This window comes from Psychroflexus aestuariivivens, from assembly GCF_004010055.1.
GTDB classification, from domain to species: domain Bacteria; phylum Bacteroidota; class Bacteroidia; order Flavobacteriales; family Flavobacteriaceae; genus Psychroflexus; species Psychroflexus aestuariivivens.
The window spans coordinates 59,155-75,868 of the sequence record NZ_RQVT01000005.1; the positions used below are offsets into that span (position 1 = coordinate 59,155).

Here is a 16,714-nt window from a genome sequence, read left to right on the forward strand (position 1 = left end):
TTTATCTCTTTATTAGTTCTACTGCATTTTTGAATTGTCTGCCGCGATCTTCATAGTTCTCAAACAAATCGAAACTAGCGCAAGCTGGAGACAATAAAACAGTATCATTATCTTCAGCCAAAGCGAAAGCTTTTGATACGGCATCATTCATATTTGAAGTTTCATATATAGAATCCACACAATTATTGAAAGCTTCGATTATTTTTTGATTATCGATCCCTAAACACACAATCGCTTTGACTTTTTCATTGACAAGTGGCAACAAGTCCTTGTAAATGTTTCCCTTATCCACGCCACCAACAATCCAAACTGTTGGGGAAGTCATACTGTCTAAAGCATAAAATGTCGCGTTCACATTTGTGGCTTTAGAATCGTTAACAAAAGTAATTTTATCAACTTTACCAAGTTGTTCCAAACGGTGTTCGACACCTTGAAAACGTTCCATACTTTCTCGAATGGTTTGTTTTCTAATTTGTAACAGACGCGCGGCAGTAGAAGCTGCCATCGCATTTTTTGTATTGTGCTCGCCTTTTACAGCTAAATTTGATACAGACATAGTGAATAGATTATGTTTTAATTTGATATTTATCGTGTTGTCTTCAATAAAAGCAGACAAATCATTGTTTATTGTGTGTTTTGAAAATGGCACCAATTGCGCCTTAATGTTGTGATTCGCAATCCAGTTGGATATCACTTCATCATCTTCATTGTAAATTAGAAAATCATTTTCAGTTTGATTTTTTGTAATTCTGAATTTTGAAGCGATGTATTCTTCATAATTATGATGATACCTGTCCAAATGATCGGGAGAAATACTTGTAATTATTGCAATATGTGGTCTAAAAGTATCAATTCCGTCAAGTTGAAAGCTACTGAGTTCTAAAACATAATTTTGGTAATTCTGTCTAGCCACTTGTTCGGCAAAACTAAATCCAATATTCCCAGCCATAGATACCGATAAGCCTGCATCATTCAAAATATGAAATACCATATTGGTTACCGTTGTTTTTCCATTGGAACCGGTTACGCCAATGATATTTGCATCGGAATACCAAGAGGCAAATTCAATTTCTGAAATCACTTGTATTCCTCGATTTCGAATAGCTCGAATTAAATCCAAATCATCTGAAATACCAGGACTTTTAACAACTACATCAGCTTGAAAAATTTTAGCTTCAGTGTGAACTTGCTCTTCAAAATCAAGCTTTAAACTTTCTAAAACAGTCTTGAATTTAGGTTTGATTTCAGAAAAATCAGACAAGAATACATCGTAGCCTTTCTTGAGTCCAAGGATTGCCGCTCCAACTCCGCTTTCTCCGCCTCCTAAAATGACTAATTTTTTCATTTATCTAATTTTTAGAGTCACAATTGTAATTACTGCCAAAAGGATTCCGATAATCCAAAACCTGACGACAATTTTAGATTCATGGAAGCCAAGTTTCTGATAATGGTGATGCAAAGGAGACATTAAAAACACTCTTCGACCTTCTCCAAATTTCTTCTTTGTATATTTAAACCAACCCACTTGCATCACTACAGATAGGTTTTCAATAAAAAAGATTCCACAAAGAATTGGAATCAACAATTCCTTACGCGTTGCAATAGCAATCACAGCAATAATTCCACCGATGGTAAGGCTTCCTGTATCTCCCATAAAAATTTGTGCTGGATACGTGTTGTACCATAAAAAACCAACTAAAGCCCCTGCAAAAGCAGCAATAAAAATGGTCATTTCTCCAGAACGTGGAATATTCATAACATTGAGATAATCTGAAAAAATAACATTGCCAGACACCCAAGCAAAAATACCTAGGGTAAGCACGATTATAGCAGAACTTCCTGCAGCCAAACCGTCGATTCCGTCCGTAAGATTTGCACCATTTGATACTGCAGTGACTATAAAAATGACAATCGGAATAAAAATGAGCCAAGCATATTTTGCCATACCATCTCCTAACCAAGTAATTGCTTTTGAATAATCTAATTCATTATTTTTAACAAAAGGAATCGTGGTTGTTGTAGATTTCACTTCTGAAGAAGTTTTCGAAATTACAAAAGAAGAATCTTCTGTAATTACTTCATTATCCGAACGTACAGTAACATCTTCATGAAAATACATCACCGCACCAACAAAAAGACCTAAACCAATTTGACCAATTACTTTAAATTTACCTTGCAGACCTTCCTTATTCTTTTTGAAAGTTTTGATATAATCGTCTAAAAAGCCAATTGCACCCATCCAAAGTGTTGTTACAATTAGTAAAATGATATAAATATTGGTCAGTTGGGTAAACAACAAAACAGGAATTAAAGTAGAAAAAATTATAATCAACCCTCCCATCGTTGGCGTTCCTGCTTTTTCTTTTTGACCCTCTAAACCAAGTTCTCGAACACTTTCTCCTATTTGTTTCCTTTGAAGAAAAAGAATAATTCTTTTACCGAATATTGTTGAAATCAGCAATGAAAAAATAATAGCTGCTGCTGCACGAAACGAAATATACTGGAACAATTGTGCACCTGGAAAATCGTAATTATTTTCTAAAAAATCGAATAAATAATACAGCATAATTTATTTGTTAAGTTGTTCCAGCATTGATTTTACAATTTTCAAATCATTAAAATCCCGCCTTAAGCCATGAATTTCCTGATAGGTTTCGTGTCCTTTGCCGGCTATTAAAATTATATCGCCAGGCGCTGCTAAATTGCAAGCCGTTTTTATGGCTTGATCTCTTAAGGTAACATTCAATGTTTTAGAAAAATCCTGAGGTTCTACTCCAGCTTCAACATCTTTGATAATTTCATCGGGATCCTCAGTACGTGGGTTGTCACTGGTAAAAACTACTTTTGAACTGAAATTAGCAGCAATTTTCCCCATCATTGGTCTTTTGGTTTTATCACGATCGCCACCACAACCGACAACGGTTATCAACTCTTCATTTTTAGTTCTAATGTCGTTAGCAGTTTGCAAAACATTCTGAAGTGCGTCTGGCGTGTGGGCATAATCTACAATCACATTTACGCCAGAATTTGAAACGTAATGTTGAAATCTTCCTGCAACGGGTTTCAAACTACTTAAGTATTGTAAATTTTCTAGTTCATCGATTCCCAATTGGTCTGTAGCTGCATAAACCGCTGCAAGATTATAAGCATTAAAATCTCCTATAAATGTTGACCAAATTTCATTAGCGTTGATATTCAATTTCAATCCAGAAAAACTTTTTTCTAAAATCTTGACTTTATAATCAGCTAAATTTTTGAGCCCATAAGTTTTTTTTCGAGCTTTCGTATTTTGCAACATATACTCGCCATTCTTGTCATCGATATTAGTGATTGCAAAAGCAGATTTTGGCAATTCATCAAAAAACCGCTTTTTCACATCTCGGTATTCAGCAAAAGATTTATGGTAATCTAAATGATCATGAGATAAATTGGTGAAAATTCCGCCAGCAAATGTCAATCCAGAAGTTCGGTGCTGTGCAATTCCGTGTGAACTGACTTCCATAAAGCAATATTCTACGCCAGCATCATTCATCAATTTCAAATAATTATTGATTGTTAATGAATCAGGTGTAGTTAATTTAGTAGCATAATCTTTATCATTCACCTTTATAACAACCGTTGAAATCAAACCTACTTTATAGCCTAGTTTTTTGAACATTTGAAACAAAAGTGAACTTATCGTCGTTTTGCCATTGGTGCCAGTTATACCAACAAGTTTTAGGTTTTCAGAAGGATTTTCATAATAATTTGAAGCCATGATTGCCAAAGCTTCTCGCGTATCTTTATATTTTATGTAAATGACTTCTGGTGAAATATTTTCAGGAAAAACTTCACAAATTACAGCAATTGCTCCTTGTGCCACAGCGGCTTCAATATAATTATGACCATCTGCTGCCTCACCTCTAATCGCAATAAAAACATCATTTTGGCGCACCTGTCGTGAATCGAAATGAAGAGATTCTATTTCAATATTGGTGTCGCCTTTCACTGCTTCAATTGGCGTTTTGTATAATATGTCTTGTAGTGATTTCAACTTAAAATTAAATTTACTTGCTGATTTTTATTTATTTTTTGTCCTCTTTTTACAGATTGCTTGATGACTTTTCCATCACCAATAAGTTTTACTCTCATTCCTAAATTTTCTAAAATTGAAACCGCATCCATCGCCGGATATCCTCTTAAATCTGGCATAACGGTTTGGTGTTTTTTAGAAATTTCAAAGTAATCTTCATACGAACTATCGGCTAAATTTTGCTGAATATTTTCTGACAAAAATTCATCTTGAATTGGTGTGTCAATATGAATTTTCTGAGCAATTTTAGCAAAAACTGGCGCTGCAACGGTGCTTCCATAATATCCTATGTTAGGATTTGGTTTATGAATGACAACAATGCAAGAATATTTTGGTTCATCTGCAGGAAAATAGCCCGCAAATGAAGACACATATCGTCCAGATTCTATCCAATATTCGGTTTGGCATGTTCCTGTTTTGCCTGCCATAGAAAAGTTTTCATTATAAATATTGCTTCCAGTGCCACGCTCGACTGTTTTTTTCATCATATCTTGTAGCTTTTTGGCGGTTTCAACAGAACAGACACTTCCCTGAACGATTGGCTCCTCGTAAGAATCGATTAAAGTGTTTTTATCTCTCACTTGTTTGATAAAACGTGGTTTGATTTTCACCCCATCATTGGCTATGGCATTGTAGAAAGTCAAGGTTTGCAAAGAAGTCATCGATACACCGTAACCAAATGACATCCAAGGTAAAGTTGTGCCGTACCAATTGGAATCGTCTGGATGCGGTAAACTTGGCTGACCTTCACCTTTTATCTTCAAACCAATGCGCTCGTTCAATCCCATATTGTAAAGTCGGTTGACAAAACGTTCAGGTTGGTCTTTATAATTTTCATAAATCATTTTGGCAAAAGCTGTATTTGATGAGACTTCAAAAGCTTTTGCCGCAGAAACTTTTCCATAACCACCACGCTTAGAGTCATAAACTTTTCTATCGAAAAACCTAACGACTCCATTTTCAGTATCAAAAACAGAACTAGTATCGATAACTCTATCTTCCAAAGCAGCAACCATACTCATCAACTTAAAAGTTGAACCAGGTTCGTGAGCTTCGTAAACAGCATAATTCAGTTTTTCGTAATATTTACCTGAAGATTTAGCTCTTCCAAGATTTGAAATTGCTTTTACTTCTCCGGTTTTCGTTTCCATAACAACGACGCTGCCATGGTCGGCTTCAAATTTTTCAAGTTGAGCCAATAAAGCATGATGAGCCACATCCTGAATATTTACATCTATTGTAGAAACAACATCGTAACCGTCTACTGGTTCAACTTCATTTATATCGCTGATTGGTTTCCATTGGCCTTTGGCTATTTTTTGTTTTAATCTTTGTCCTTTTCTACCTTTTAAATATTCATCGAAAGCGCCTTCGAGACCAACATTACCGAAACCAACCGTGCGCTCGCCAATTCTTCCTAGCGGATGCTCTCGAACTGTGTATTGTTCAGTTATAATTCCACCTTTATAAGGACCTAATTCGAAAAGTGGAAATTCTCTGATTTTTACATAATCAGAATAATCCAATTTGGTTGCAATAAGTAGATATCTATTTTTATTGGTTCTTGCTTTTTTTAACTTTTGAAGAAAATAAGACGCAGGTTTACCAAACATTTCTGAAAGGCGACTTGACAAAGGCCGTACGTATTGTTGAAAATTGGCTTCAGAAACCGTTACTGCATCAAATCTAATGTCATATTTCGGAACAGAAGTCGCCAACAAATTCATATTCGTATCATACAAATTTCCACGATTTGGTGCGATGGTAAAATTCTTATAAACAGTATTTTGGGCAATTTCTTTATATTTTTGACCCTCTACAACTTGAATTTCAAAAAGCTTGTAACCAACTATAAAAAACACCAACAGCAAAACTGCGGCGACAATATAAAATCTCCTTAATATATGCTTATCGTTTTTCATTAGTCTTTAGATTTAACGATAATTTTGAACGGCGGCTGATTTGAAATTCCAATTGATCGCTCTTTCATTTGTTCAGCTACATTGGATTCCATTTTCTTCTGCATGACATCTTTACGGATATCAACAAATTCGCTTCTGAGTTCTCTAAGTTGCTGATTGAGTTCTGCCACGCGAAAGGTTTTTTGTTCCGCACTGTGTGAACTTGCTATCATGATAATTGCCAAGACGGCGCAAAAGACAATAAAAGTCCAATTCTGAAAAGCACCATCGCTAATCAAAAATTTACCTTTTAAAATGTCTGACATCTTAGTTTTCATCTTTACAACTTCTCTCCTATTCTTAATTTTGCACTTCTTGCTCTGTTATTTTCAGCAATTTCCATTTCACTTGGCGTAATCATTTTCCCTACTTTTCTGAATGGCACCAAAAAATTACCGTAGAAATCTTTTTCAGGTTGACCTGAAAACTTACCGTCTCTAATAAAACGCTTCACCAATCGATCTTCTAAAGAGTGATATGAAATCAAACTAATTCGTCCGCCAGGTTTTATAAGCTCAGCGGTTTGTGCTAAAAAATCTTTGAGAACTTCAATTTCTTGGTTCACTTCAATTCTGATAGCTTGGTAAATTTGCGCCAGAAACTTATTGACTTTGGTCGGTGGGAAAAACGGAATCAATAAATCATTCAAGGCTTTTGTAGATTCTATCGGCTCAGAATTTCGAGTTTCTACAATAGCTTTAGCAAGCTTTCTTGACATTTTAATTTCGCCATATTGCCAAAATATTTGCGCCAATCGCTCTTCAGAATAAGTGTTGATGACTTCAGAAGCATTCAAAGCTGATTTCTGATCCATTCGCATGTCCAAAACTGAGTCGTAGCGTATTGAAAAACCACGTTCACCAACATTAAATTGATGTGAAGACACTCCGAAATCTCCTAAAATACCATCTACCTGTTTTACACCTTCTAACCTCAAAAAACGTTTAATGAATTTGAAATTTTCAGGAATAAGTTGGAATCTAGAATCATCTAAAACATTTTGCTGGGCGTCCTGATCTTGGTCGAATGCGAATAATCTTCCATTTTCACCAAGTCGAGACAAAATTTCAGCAGAATGACCACCACCACCGAATGTGACATCTACATAAATTCCATCAGGAAAAATATTGAGTCCATCGACGCTTTCTTTCAGCAATACCGGTATGTGATAATTAGTCTTCATTTTGCAAATCTCCCATGACAGTTTCAGCTAAATCAGCAAAACCTCCATCTTCGCTAATTGCTTGTTCATATTTATTTTTATCCCAAATTTCAATGATATTGATTGCCGAAGACAAGACAATTTCTTTCTTGATATCAGCAAAACCAACTAAATCCTTCGGGATGAGCAAACGACCGTTTCCGTCGATTTCCAACATTTTTACACCCGCAGAAAATTTTCTTATAAAATCATTGTTTTTTTTATTAAATCTATTCAGACCGTTCATTTTGTTCATCAAGCTCTCCCATTCTTTCATCGGATATAATTCCAAACAAGGCTGAAATACAGAACGTTTCAACACAAAACCCTCCTCAAGAATCGACATCATCTGCTTTTTTAATGCAGACGGTAGCATAAGTCGACCTTTTGTGTCAACTTTGCATTCGTAAGTGCCAATGAGGTGATTCATGAGTCAATAGATTTCAACTTCAAATATATTGAAAATTTTACCACTTTTTACCACTTTTTACCACATTGTGGATAACTTTTTCTAGAATCTATATTTTTGAAGGCTATAATTCGAATTAAAAAACTGTATTTCAACTGTTTAAACAAAAACCTAACTGATTTGGATATATTCCAAAATCTCGTGCAAAAGACTTAAAAACCGCTTTTATCCAAAAAATATTTTAAAAAATAAGTGTGCTTAAAATGCTGATTTGTATTCATTTACAATCAATTCATATTTCAACTAAAACGAATATAGTTTTACTTCTACAATTATCTTTATATTTGGATTTTGAAATTTTCGGTATCCAATGAAAGAACATATCAAGCAAGAAGGCAAGTTTAAGTATTTTGAGAAAGGAGAAGGCACGCCAATCGTTATTCTACATGGATTGATGGGCGGTTTGAGCAATTTTGACGGTGTGATGAATTTCTTTCCCGAAAAAGGCTACAAAGTTGTGGTTCCTGAATTGCCATTGTACGATATGCCAATTTTGAAAACTAACATTAAGAACTTAACCAAGTACATCAAAGAATTTATTGATTTTAAGAATTACGGTAAAGTTATTTTGGTCGGAAATTCATTGGGCGGTCATGTTGGTTTACTCACCACAAAATTGTATCCTGAAATTCTAAAAGCGCTTGTAATTACAGGAAGTTCTGGACTTTACGAAAGCGCTATGGGAGAAAGCTATCCAAAACGTGGCGATTATGAATACATCAAGAAAAAAGCTCAAGACGTATTTTATAATCCTGAAATTGCGACCCAAGAAATTATAGATGAAGTTTACGAAGTCGTTAATGACCGCAGTAAATTGATCAGAACCTTATCTATTGCGAAAAGTGCCATCAGACATAATATGTCTAAAGATTTACCAAATATGGACACCCCAACTTGTATAATTTGGGGAAAACAAGATGAAGTTACTCCGCCACAAGTGGCCAAAGACTTTGACAAATTATTGCCGGATTCTGAATTGTTCTGGATAGACAAATGCGGGCATGCCGCTATGATGGAGCACCCAGAACAATTCAACAATGTTTTGTACGCTTGGTTACAAAAACGAAATTTCTAGATTTTTCTTGTTATGAAAATTACTTCAGCAGAATTTGTAATGAGCAATTCGGAGGTGTTAAAATGCCCGAATTCAATTTTACCCGATTATGCTTTTATTGGACGTAGTAATGTTGGAAAATCTTCGTTAATCAATATGTTGACTGATCGAAAAAGTCTTGCAAAAGTCTCGGGGAAACCTGGAAAAACAAGATTGATAAATCATTTTCTGATCAACAAATCCTGGCACTTGGTGGATTTGCCTGGATATGGTTATGCTAAAGTCAGTAAAAAAGAAAAGAAAACTTTTCAAAAATACATAACAGCGTATTTTGAAAAGCGTGCACAATTAGCAAATACTTTTGTACTTATAGATGTGCGTCATGATCCACAACCCATCGATTTGGAATTTCTAGAGTGGCTAGGCACCAACAATGTACCATTTTCTATTGTTTTCACTAAAGCTGACAAGTTAAAAACCAAGAAATTGGAAGATAATATTGCCAACTATAAGATGAAACTTATGGAAACTTGGGAAATGTTACCGCCAGTTTTTGTAACGTCTTCGGCTCACAAAATTGGACAAGATGAAATCCTGAACTACATCCAAAGCATCAATGAAGACATCAAATAAAGTTTAGTTATAAATTTGAAATTCTTCTTTGCAGTTTCTCTATCAACTCTGAAACATCGTTCATTTTATTGAGTTCTTCGGCTGATACAAACACATCCAAATCATAATTATCCTGAAACAAAATAACCGGCAAAGGTTGTAAAGCTTCAAATTTAGATTTGAAATTTTTCTCATATTCATCTTTATGCAAAAATTCAAACTCGATTTCAGACTTCTTTCGAAAAGATTTCCATTTTTTATTTTCAGAAAAAAGTCCGTAGGTTAATTGACAAAGACTACACTCATAAGTTTCTGGCTTTAGAAACTTATGAGCACTATCCAATAAGCTATTTTTAACACCTGAATCGGCGTTATAGACGAAAATCAATCGTTTATTCTTTAGATTTGCCATCTGCTTTGATATCTAATTTTTCTGCGAAATAATCGCAAAAATCACGCATTGTGGCTGTCATTTTTTCATCATCTGTGGCTCGATGAAAAGTATCGCTCATGCCAACTAAAATTTGATGGAAGAATTTTTTCATTTCATCAACTGGCATTTCCTTGGTCCATAAATCGATACGCAAAGTTTCCTGCGCTTTGTGATCCCAAATACTCAGAAAGGCGGCTTTTGCTTCTTGGTTATTTACACCACCGTCTTCAGCTGACCAAGTCAGTTTTTCGGGAATGCGGTTATCATCGGTTTCGACTTTAATTTTTATTTCTGATTCTTTTTTAATCATGATTTCGGTTTATAATTTGACGCTTTAAAAATTTCTTCAGCTTCGGTTTCGATAAGCTTATCAAGTGTAGATTCTGGATTTTTCTCCATGTATTTTCTTACGATTTGCCAACCGATATACTGTCCGATTCTAGGGGCAGACTCACTGTCCAACTCTAGGTAAAACTTAGAATATGGGGCTAAATTCAAAAATCGATCAGCGAGTCTGTTGTCTGTAGAAAAAATTAATTTATTTTCTACAAAAAATGCCCAAACTTGGGTTTCGTTTTCCTTCGCCCATTTTAAATCTTCATCGGAATAATATATTTTTTGTGTATCTGTTTCAAAAGGCATTAATATGTCTTTTAAATATAGGACTTTACCATGATAAATCATGTCTGATATAAAAGTTCGTTCTTCATTTCTTAGTAAAATTTCTTCTGCATAAAGTTTTGCCAAATCTGAAATCATAAACTTTTTATCTTGCATAAATGCAATGTATTGAGGCAAACCCTGATAAAATTTATGATCTTTTCCTAAATAATTATCTAATGAAATCAAAGGAAAACCGTCTTCAGACAATACAATTTTATTTCTATAATTCACTTCTTCAGCTAAAGTGATAACTTTGTTGGGCGGTTTGAAAAATTCAAAATGATAGCTCAAGTATTTATAAAATCTTTCGATTCTTTTTTGTTCTGTATCGAAATCAGGGAAAACTTTTAAAACTTCATTGTTTATTTCATTTTGAAGCGTATCGTTCATTTTTTCAATCCATAAACTGTCTGGAATTTGTGATGGAAACAAATCTGGAAACCTAGTTTTGAGTTCACCTAAATCTTGTGGTTCAGCTTGAGCGAAAATTTTATCGAACCGAATCACATCCAGTTCTAAATTCATTTCCTCAGCTTCATCATTGACTTTTGAATCTTTCTGACAAGACATCATTATCAAAATTAGACTTAACAAAATTAAATTTACTCTCATAATTTAAAGTATTCACATCCTCAATAGTCGAGAATAATTATATTTGATTGCAAATGTAATTATTTAAACTTCAAATCAGATTTTATGAAAGTGCAAAAAACCATCGATTATATTGTCAATTGGATGCAAGATTATTTAAAAAAAAGCGGACAGAAAGGCTTTGTTATTGGTATTTCTGGTGGCATAGATTCTGCTGTAACTTCCAAATTGTGTGCACTTTCAGGTGCGCCAACATTATGTTTAGAAATGCCGATTCATCAGTCAAAAGACCAAGTGAATCGAGCAAAAATGCATATTGAAACTTTACAATCTGAATTTAAAAATGTGTCATCTACAAATATAGATTTAACAGCTACTTTTGAAACTTTTAAAGAAAACCTACCTAAAATTGAAGATGAAGATCAGATGAATCTAAGTTTGGCAAATTCTAGAGCAAGATTGCGAATGACAACGTTATATTATTTTGCGGGAATTCACAGTTATCTGGTCGCTGGCACCGGTAATAAAGTCGAAGATTTTGGCGTTGGTTTTTATACCAAATACGGCGATGGTGGCGTCGATTTGAGTCCAATTGCAGATTTGATGAAAAGTGAAGTTTATGAAATTGCAGCCCATCTTAATATTATAGAAAACATTCAAAAAGCAGCACCTACCGATGGTTTGTTTGGCGACAGTCGCAGCGATGAAGACCAACTCGGAGCGAGCTATGATGAACTGGAATGGGCGATGAGATTTTTAGGCGATTCCGATGATTTGACAGAAAGACAACGAGAAGTTTTGAGCATTTACAAACGCCTGAATGCTGCTAATCAACATAAAATGCAACCAATTCCAATTTGTGAAATCCCTAAAGAATTGAAGTGATTTTCAAAGTTTTTTGATAAAACTGATTAAATTTTCAGAAAGAAATTTTTAGTTTTACAATGAATTTATATATTAGTAAGTGAATCTAGAATTAAATCGAAAAACATAGTATATGGATTTATTTATAACTTCTGACGAATTGCTAATTTGGCAATCATTTTTGATACTTTGCATCATATTATGGATATATTGTTTGGTCGATGTTTTAAAAAGCCAATTTCCACAAAATGAAAAACTTATTTGGGCTTTAGCGGTTATTTTTGTTCCTTTTTTAGGTACGATTTTATATTTAATTATTGGTAGAAGAAAGAAATTAAAACTTAACTAAACCTACAGCTTTAACTAAAGTTTTCCTGAATATATAATTATTTCACGCAGAGCGCGCAAAGTAATTCGCAAAGATCGCTAAATGATTGATTTTCAATGAGAAGAATGTATTTCCTATAAATAAAATTCCCACAGAGCGTTTCGCAGAAATCGAATAGAAAAGTAAGAGTGAAAGTGAATCCTAAACTTGCTTTAAAATTTCAAACCACGCGATTCAGTTTGTCTGAAATCAAGACTTCTAGACTGTTATAATCCATCGTTTCCTGGATAATTTCAATATGCAAATCATCGGTTTGTTCTCTTACGCTCTCGCTTAGTTCCTGCACTTTTTTTCGAATTAGAAAACGTCGTAAATTTAGAATCGTTTCTACAACTTCACGCGGGTCGAGTTCGCTTTTGTCGATAACAAAAATTTCTTGTCGTTTCCAATCGTGCAATTGATTTACTTCATATTCCATCATGATAGAAGTAACCTCCTGAGCCAATTCAGGTGAAATTTGATTGATAAAAGTCTCCATTTTCAAGACTCCCATTTCAGTATATTTACTGATAATTAACTCGTATAATTCTTTGAAAATCTGATTGGACAATTCGATTTCATCAATTTGTAAATCTTTAAAAATCTTTTCATAAACAACATCTTCAGATTTCACTGGCACAAGTTTTTCACGATGAAATTCATCAAACTCCAATTCGTAATCCATAAAGACAGCTTCTTTGTCGCCATATTTCAGTAAAAGTCTAATGATGCTGCGTTCTAGTTCATATTGGTGGTCAACTTTTGGTTCTGCAGATGCGGTTTCTTTGACCACCTTCATTTCCTTTTTTGCAGTCTGCTTTGAAGATGTTTTTTGAGACTTCGCAGTGATTTGCGCCAAAGTGGAAAATAAAACTTCTTCGGAAACATCCATTAAATCCGCACACATTTGGACATAAATTTCCTTCGTAATTTGATCTGGAATTTTAGCAATAGAATTGACGATGTCACGAACCACTTCAGATTTTTTGATCGGATCTTTTTTGGCATCGTCTAAAAGCAATGAAGCTTTGAAACGAATAAAATCCTGCGCATGTTCTGCCAAGTAGTTTTGTAAATCTTCCAACGAATTGGTTTTAGCAAAACTATCTGGATCTTCACCGTCAGGAAACACACAAACCTTGACATTCATGCCTTGTTCCAAAATCAAATCGATGCCACGAATAGAGGCACGCAAACCAGCCGCATCACCATCAAAAAGTACTGTAATGTTGTTGGTCAACCGATTGATGAGCCGAATTTGGTCTGGTGTCAGCGCAGTTCCAGAAGAAGCAACGACATTTTCTATCCCACTTTGGTTGAACTGAATGACATCGGTGTAACCTTCTACCAGAAAACAATTGTCCTCTTTAGCAATAGATTTTTTCGCCTGAAAAAGTCCATAAAGCACCTTACTTTTGTGATAAATTTCGCTTTCAGGCGAATTCAGATATTTTGCTTGCTTTTTATCATTGGTCAAAATTCTACCACCAAAACCTAAAGTCCTGCCTGACATAGAATGAATAGGAAACATGACTCGACCTTTGAATCGGTCAAATTTTTTCTCGCCGTCGTTTTTAACAATAGTGAGTCCAGTTTTTTCTAAAAATTCCAATTTATAGCCTTTAGCCAGCGCTTTATCTGTAAAACCTTGCCATAAATCTGGTGAATAACCAAGATCGAATTTTTCTATGGTTTCCATATTGAAACCACGATTTTTGAAATAACTCAGGCCAACTGATTTACCCTCATCGGTATTCATCATTTGATTTTTGAAAAAAGTCTTGGCAAATTCATTGACCAAATACATACTTTCGCGTTCGCTGGCTTTTTCCTTTTCTTCTGAAGATTGCTCTGTTTCTTCGATTTCAATATTGTAGCGTTTCGCCAAATGTTTGATGGCTTCAGGGTAAGTAAAATGCTCGTGTTCCATTAAAAAAGCTACGACATTGCCGCCTTTTCCTGAAGAGAAATCCTTCCATATTTGTTTTACCGGCGAAACCATAAAACTCGGCGTACGCTCTTCTGTAAACGGACTTAAGCCCTTGAAGTTGCTGCCAGATTTTTTGAGCTGAACATAATCGCCAATTACCTCTTCCACACGAGCGGTATCGAAAACTTTATCTATGGTAGATTTGCTAATCAAAATTGAAATATTTTGGATTCAAATTTAATGCGAAAATTGAATAAAAATAAGATCGTTCTTATTTTTCTCTATCGATAACGTAATCGATCATAAGTTGAAGTGAAGCTTTGTAAGGAGACGCAGGATAAGTATTCAAAATTGCTGATGCTTCTTTCTGAAAATCTTTCATTTTGATTTTGGCATAATCCAAACCACCAGATTTTATTACAAAGTCAATAACTTCATTGACACGTTTTTTGTCTTTATTGTGGTTTTTTACAGAATTAATAATCCAGTTTTTATCTTTTTTTGAAGCATGATTTAAAGCATAAATCAATGGTAAAGTCATTTTTTGTTCTTTAATGTCTATTCCTGTAGGCTTACCAATTTTCTGTTCACCGTAGTCAAACAAGTCGTCTTTAATTTGAAACGCCATACCAATAAGTTCACCAAATTTTCGCATTTTTTCAATATCTTCCGACTCGGGTTTAACGGCAGCCGCGCCGAGACTGCAACAAGCGGCAATAAGTGTTGCCGTTTTCTGACGGATAATTTCGTAATAGATATCTTCTGTTATATCCAATCGTCTGGCTTTTTCAATTTGAAGCAATTCACCTTCGCTCATTTCACGAACAGCAACGGAAATGATTTTCAACAAATCAAAGTCATTATTATCTATAGACAGGAGTAAACCTTTAGACAATAAAAAATCACCGACCAAAACTGCGATTTTATTTTTCCATAATGCATTAATGGAGAAGAACCCACGCCTCTGGTTGCTATCGTCCACAATATCGTCGTGCACCAAAGTAGCGGTGTGAATCAATTCTATAACAGAAGCACCGCGATAAGTCCTGTCATTGACTTCGCCTTTGGAAACCATTTTAGCAACCAAAAACACAAACATCGGTCGCATTTGTTTGCCTTTGCGGTTGACAATAAAATGTGTGATTTTATTGAGCAAAGCCACACGTGAAGACATGAAAAGGGAAAACTTCTTCTCGAAGAGTTCCATTTCATGGTCTATGGGTTGCTTTATTTGAGATACAGTTTTCAATATGGAGCAAATATAGTTAAAATGCTACTGAAAATTTCTTAATGTGTTTTGAAAAGTAAATTGGTTTGTTATATTTGAAACATATAAATTTTAAAAAATATAATTATGAAGAAAATTACTTTATTATTAGCAATGCTTATTGGTTCATTTGCTGTAAGTGCACAAGATACTTGCGCGGGTGCAGTATCAGTTACCGAAGGAATAAACACAGTTGGTGCAATTGATGGATCAGATGTTCCGACTCCATTGTGTGCAGATGGCAACGGACCAGTACCTTCTAATCCTGCAGGTGAATGGTATACATATTCATCTACAACTGACATTGTAGCATCCATAACTACTAATTTGACGCAAAATTCTGGTGGAGATACAAGAATTCATGTTTATTCTGGATCTTGTGGAAGTTTAGTTTGTGAAGCTGGTAATGATGATATCAGTGCAGAAAATTTTTTGAGTGAAGTAAGTTGGTTAGCAGAAGCTGGTGTTACGTACTACATAGCATGGGATAACAGATGGAGCGATGCAGGATTTGATTTTGAGTTTACAACATCTGCAGTACCTAATGCACCTGACGCTGCAATATCTCCAGACCCAGCAGATGGATCTACAGTATTTTTAAGTGAAGGTACTAACCAAGCTGGCGATCCAGTTCAGCAGTACCAGTTTACTTGGGAATTGCCTGATGGAAGCGAAGATGCAACTACTTACACATTTGATTTAGGTACTGATGCTAACGTTGATTTATTTACAACAGATGTTAACGGAAATGGACTTTTACTTAGTGGATTACAATTAAGTTCTACTTATTTTTGGAGAGTTACTAGCAACAATCCAGGAGGAAGCACTGTTGGTGCGGTGTGGTCTTTTACAACTGAAAGCACATTAAGTAATGGTAATTTTGAAATGAAAAAAGTGTTAGAACACTACTACTCAGATAACAAATTGATCTTAGAATCTGATGAAGTAATTTCAAATGTAACTATCTATAACATGTTAGGTCAAGAAATGATGAACACTAAACTTTCTAATAATAATGAAAGTATAAACGTTTCTAGTTTTAGTAATGGCATGTACATCACTAAAGTAACAATTGGTGATAAAACTGAAACCTTCAAATTTATCAAAAAGTAATTTCAGATTACTTTTAAAACCAAAAAGCTCTGGAAATTCCAGAGCTTTTTTTTTGAGTTGTTTTAAGATTTATTAAAAAAAAATGTTTATTTTGCTTGCCGAATTCTAAAAACATAC

At 34.6% G+C, this 16,714-nt stretch carries 17 protein-coding genes; 5 read left to right on the forward strand and 12 right to left on the reverse strand.

Annotation, left to right across the window (positions count from 1 at the left end; all coding sequences use genetic code 11):
• Position 1: 1 nt before the first annotated feature.
• Genes murD through mraZ form a run of 7 tightly spaced genes read right to left on the reverse strand, consistent with a single transcriptional unit; the run spans position 2 to position 7,664 of the window.
• Positions 2–1,345: a UDP-N-acetylmuramoyl-L-alanine--D-glutamate ligase gene (murD, locus tag EIG86_RS01395; protein ID WP_127844361.1), complete on the reverse strand. Its 1,344-nt coding sequence runs from the start codon at positions 1,343–1,345 to the stop codon at positions 2–4.
• Positions 1,346–2,566 carry a phospho-N-acetylmuramoyl-pentapeptide-transferase gene (gene mraY, locus EIG86_RS01400; protein ID WP_127844362.1) on the reverse strand — a complete coding sequence of 407 codons (1,221 nt, stop codon included), beginning with the start codon at positions 2,564–2,566 and terminating at the stop codon, positions 1,346–1,348.
• A gap of 3 nt (positions 2,567–2,569) precedes the next feature.
• Complete coding sequence (locus EIG86_RS01405) at positions 2,570–4,033, reverse strand: UDP-N-acetylmuramoyl-L-alanyl-D-glutamate--2,6-diaminopimelate ligase (protein ID WP_127844363.1); 1,464 nt, start codon at positions 4,031–4,033, stop codon at positions 2,570–2,572.
• Entirely contained in the window at positions 4,030–5,994 is a 1,965-nt protein-coding gene (locus EIG86_RS01410) for a penicillin-binding protein (protein ID WP_127844364.1), read from the reverse strand. Before EIG86_RS01410 ends, EIG86_RS01405 begins: the two co-directional genes overlap by 4 nt.
• Positions 5,994–6,311, reverse strand: coding sequence for an FtsL-like putative cell division protein (locus EIG86_RS01415; protein WP_127844365.1), 318 nt, complete (start codon positions 6,309–6,311; stop codon positions 5,994–5,996). The genes EIG86_RS01410 and EIG86_RS01415 overlap by 1 nt, the downstream gene beginning before the upstream one ends.
• Before the next feature lie 2 nt (positions 6,312–6,313).
• Positions 6,314–7,216, reverse strand: coding sequence for a 16S rRNA (cytosine(1402)-N(4))-methyltransferase RsmH (gene rsmH, locus EIG86_RS01420; protein WP_127844366.1), 903 nt, complete (start codon positions 7,214–7,216; stop codon positions 6,314–6,316).
• Positions 7,206–7,664, reverse strand: coding sequence for a division/cell wall cluster transcriptional repressor MraZ (mraZ, locus tag EIG86_RS01425; RefSeq protein WP_127844367.1), 459 nt, complete (start codon positions 7,662–7,664; stop codon positions 7,206–7,208). Before mraZ ends, rsmH begins: the two co-directional genes overlap by 11 nt.
• Positions 7,665–8,013: 349 nt before the next feature.
• Between mraZ and EIG86_RS01430 the strand changes: the two genes are divergently transcribed.
• Together EIG86_RS01430 and yihA are read left to right on the forward strand one after the other, a co-directional pair.
• On the forward strand, positions 8,014–8,778 hold the full coding sequence (locus tag EIG86_RS01430; RefSeq protein ID WP_127844368.1) for an alpha/beta fold hydrolase: 765 nt from the start codon (positions 8,014–8,016) through the stop codon (positions 8,776–8,778).
• 12 nt (positions 8,779–8,790) lie between these two features.
• Complete coding sequence (yihA, locus tag EIG86_RS01435) at positions 8,791–9,390, forward strand: ribosome biogenesis GTP-binding protein YihA/YsxC (RefSeq protein WP_127844369.1); 600 nt, start codon at positions 8,791–8,793, stop codon at positions 9,388–9,390.
• Positions 9,391–9,397: 7 nt separating this feature from the next.
• Here the strand turns inward: yihA and EIG86_RS01440 are convergent, their stop codons facing one another.
• Genes EIG86_RS01440 through gldB form a run of 3 tightly spaced genes read right to left on the reverse strand, consistent with a single transcriptional unit; the run spans position 9,398 to position 11,077 of the window.
• On the reverse strand, positions 9,398–9,781 hold the full coding sequence (locus EIG86_RS01440; RefSeq protein ID WP_127844370.1) for a GTPase: 384 nt from the start codon (positions 9,779–9,781) through the stop codon (positions 9,398–9,400).
• Positions 9,762–10,112, reverse strand: coding sequence for a gliding motility protein GldC (gene gldC / locus EIG86_RS01445; protein ID WP_127844371.1), 351 nt, complete (start codon positions 10,110–10,112; stop codon positions 9,762–9,764). Before gldC ends, EIG86_RS01440 begins: the two co-directional genes overlap by 20 nt.
• Positions 10,109–11,077: a gliding motility lipoprotein GldB gene (gldB, locus tag EIG86_RS01450; RefSeq protein ID WP_127844372.1), complete on the reverse strand. Its 969-nt coding sequence runs from the start codon at positions 11,075–11,077 to the stop codon at positions 10,109–10,111. The genes gldC and gldB overlap by 4 nt, the downstream gene beginning before the upstream one ends.
• A gap of 84 nt (positions 11,078–11,161) precedes the next feature.
• Between gldB and nadE the strand changes: the two genes are divergently transcribed.
• Both nadE and EIG86_RS01460 read left to right on the forward strand, forming a co-directional pair.
• A complete protein-coding gene (gene nadE, locus EIG86_RS01455; RefSeq protein WP_127844373.1) occupies positions 11,162–11,941 on the forward strand; it encodes an NAD(+) synthase in 780 nt (259 codons plus the stop codon).
• Positions 11,942–12,053: 112 nt separating this feature from the next.
• Positions 12,054–12,269 carry a PLD nuclease N-terminal domain-containing protein gene (locus tag EIG86_RS01460; protein WP_127844374.1) on the forward strand — a complete coding sequence of 72 codons (216 nt, stop codon included), beginning with the start codon at positions 12,054–12,056 and terminating at the stop codon, positions 12,267–12,269.
• 199 nt (positions 12,270–12,468) lie between these two features.
• Here the strand turns inward: EIG86_RS01460 and dnaG are convergent, their stop codons facing one another.
• Positions 12,469–14,430 (reverse strand): DNA primase, encoded by a 1,962-nt coding sequence (gene dnaG / locus EIG86_RS01465; protein WP_127844375.1) that lies wholly within the window; start codon positions 14,428–14,430, stop codon positions 12,469–12,471.
• A 58-nt stretch (positions 14,431–14,488) separates the two neighbouring features.
• Positions 14,489–15,466 carry a polyprenyl synthetase family protein gene (locus EIG86_RS01470; RefSeq protein WP_127844376.1) on the reverse strand — a complete coding sequence of 326 codons (978 nt, stop codon included), beginning with the start codon at positions 15,464–15,466 and terminating at the stop codon, positions 14,489–14,491.
• 105 nt (positions 15,467–15,571) lie between these two features.
• Between EIG86_RS01470 and EIG86_RS01475 the strand changes: the two genes are divergently transcribed.
• Entirely contained in the window at positions 15,572–16,597 is a 1,026-nt protein-coding gene (locus EIG86_RS01475; RefSeq protein WP_127844377.1) for a T9SS type A sorting domain-containing protein, read from the forward strand.
• Positions 16,598–16,714 lie beyond the last annotated feature (117 nt).

Coding starts and splice junctions, on each gene's coding strand:
- EIG86_RS01410 (WP_127844364.1), bottom strand. CDS start 5,994: ATGAAAAACGATAAGCATATATTAAGGAGATTTTATATTGTCGCCGCA.
- EIG86_RS01430 (WP_127844368.1), top strand. CDS start 8,014: ATGAAAGAACATATCAAGCAAGAAGGCAAGTTTAAGTATTTTGAGAAA.
- EIG86_RS01475 (WP_127844377.1), top strand. CDS start 15,572: ATGAAGAAAATTACTTTATTATTAGCAATGCTTATTGGTTCATTTGCT.
- nadE (WP_127844373.1), top strand. CDS start 11,162: ATGAAAGTGCAAAAAACCATCGATTATATTGTCAATTGGATGCAAGAT.
- gldC (WP_127844371.1), bottom strand. CDS start 10,112: ATGATTAAAAAAGAATCAGAAATAAAAATTAAAGTCGAAACCGATGAT.
- EIG86_RS01415 (WP_127844365.1), bottom strand. CDS start 6,311: ATGAAAACTAAGATGTCAGACATTTTAAAAGGTAAATTTTTGATTAGC.
- yihA (WP_127844369.1), top strand. CDS start 8,791: ATGAAAATTACTTCAGCAGAATTTGTAATGAGCAATTCGGAGGTGTTA.
- gldB (WP_127844372.1), bottom strand. CDS start 11,077: ATGAGAGTAAATTTAATTTTGTTAAGTCTAATTTTGATAATGATGTCT.
- murD (WP_127844361.1), bottom strand. CDS start 1,345: ATGAAAAAATTAGTCATTTTAGGAGGCGGAGAAAGCGGAGTTGGAGCG.
- EIG86_RS01440 (WP_127844370.1), bottom strand. CDS start 9,781: ATGGCAAATCTAAAGAATAAACGATTGATTTTCGTCTATAACGCCGAT.
- mraY (WP_127844362.1), bottom strand. CDS start 2,566: ATGCTGTATTATTTATTCGATTTTTTAGAAAATAATTACGATTTTCCA.
- mraZ (WP_127844367.1), bottom strand. CDS start 7,664: ATGAATCACCTCATTGGCACTTACGAATGCAAAGTTGACACAAAAGGT.
- rsmH (WP_127844366.1), bottom strand. CDS start 7,216: ATGAAGACTAATTATCACATACCGGTATTGCTGAAAGAAAGCGTCGAT.
- EIG86_RS01460 (WP_127844374.1), top strand. CDS start 12,054: ATGGATTTATTTATAACTTCTGACGAATTGCTAATTTGGCAATCATTT.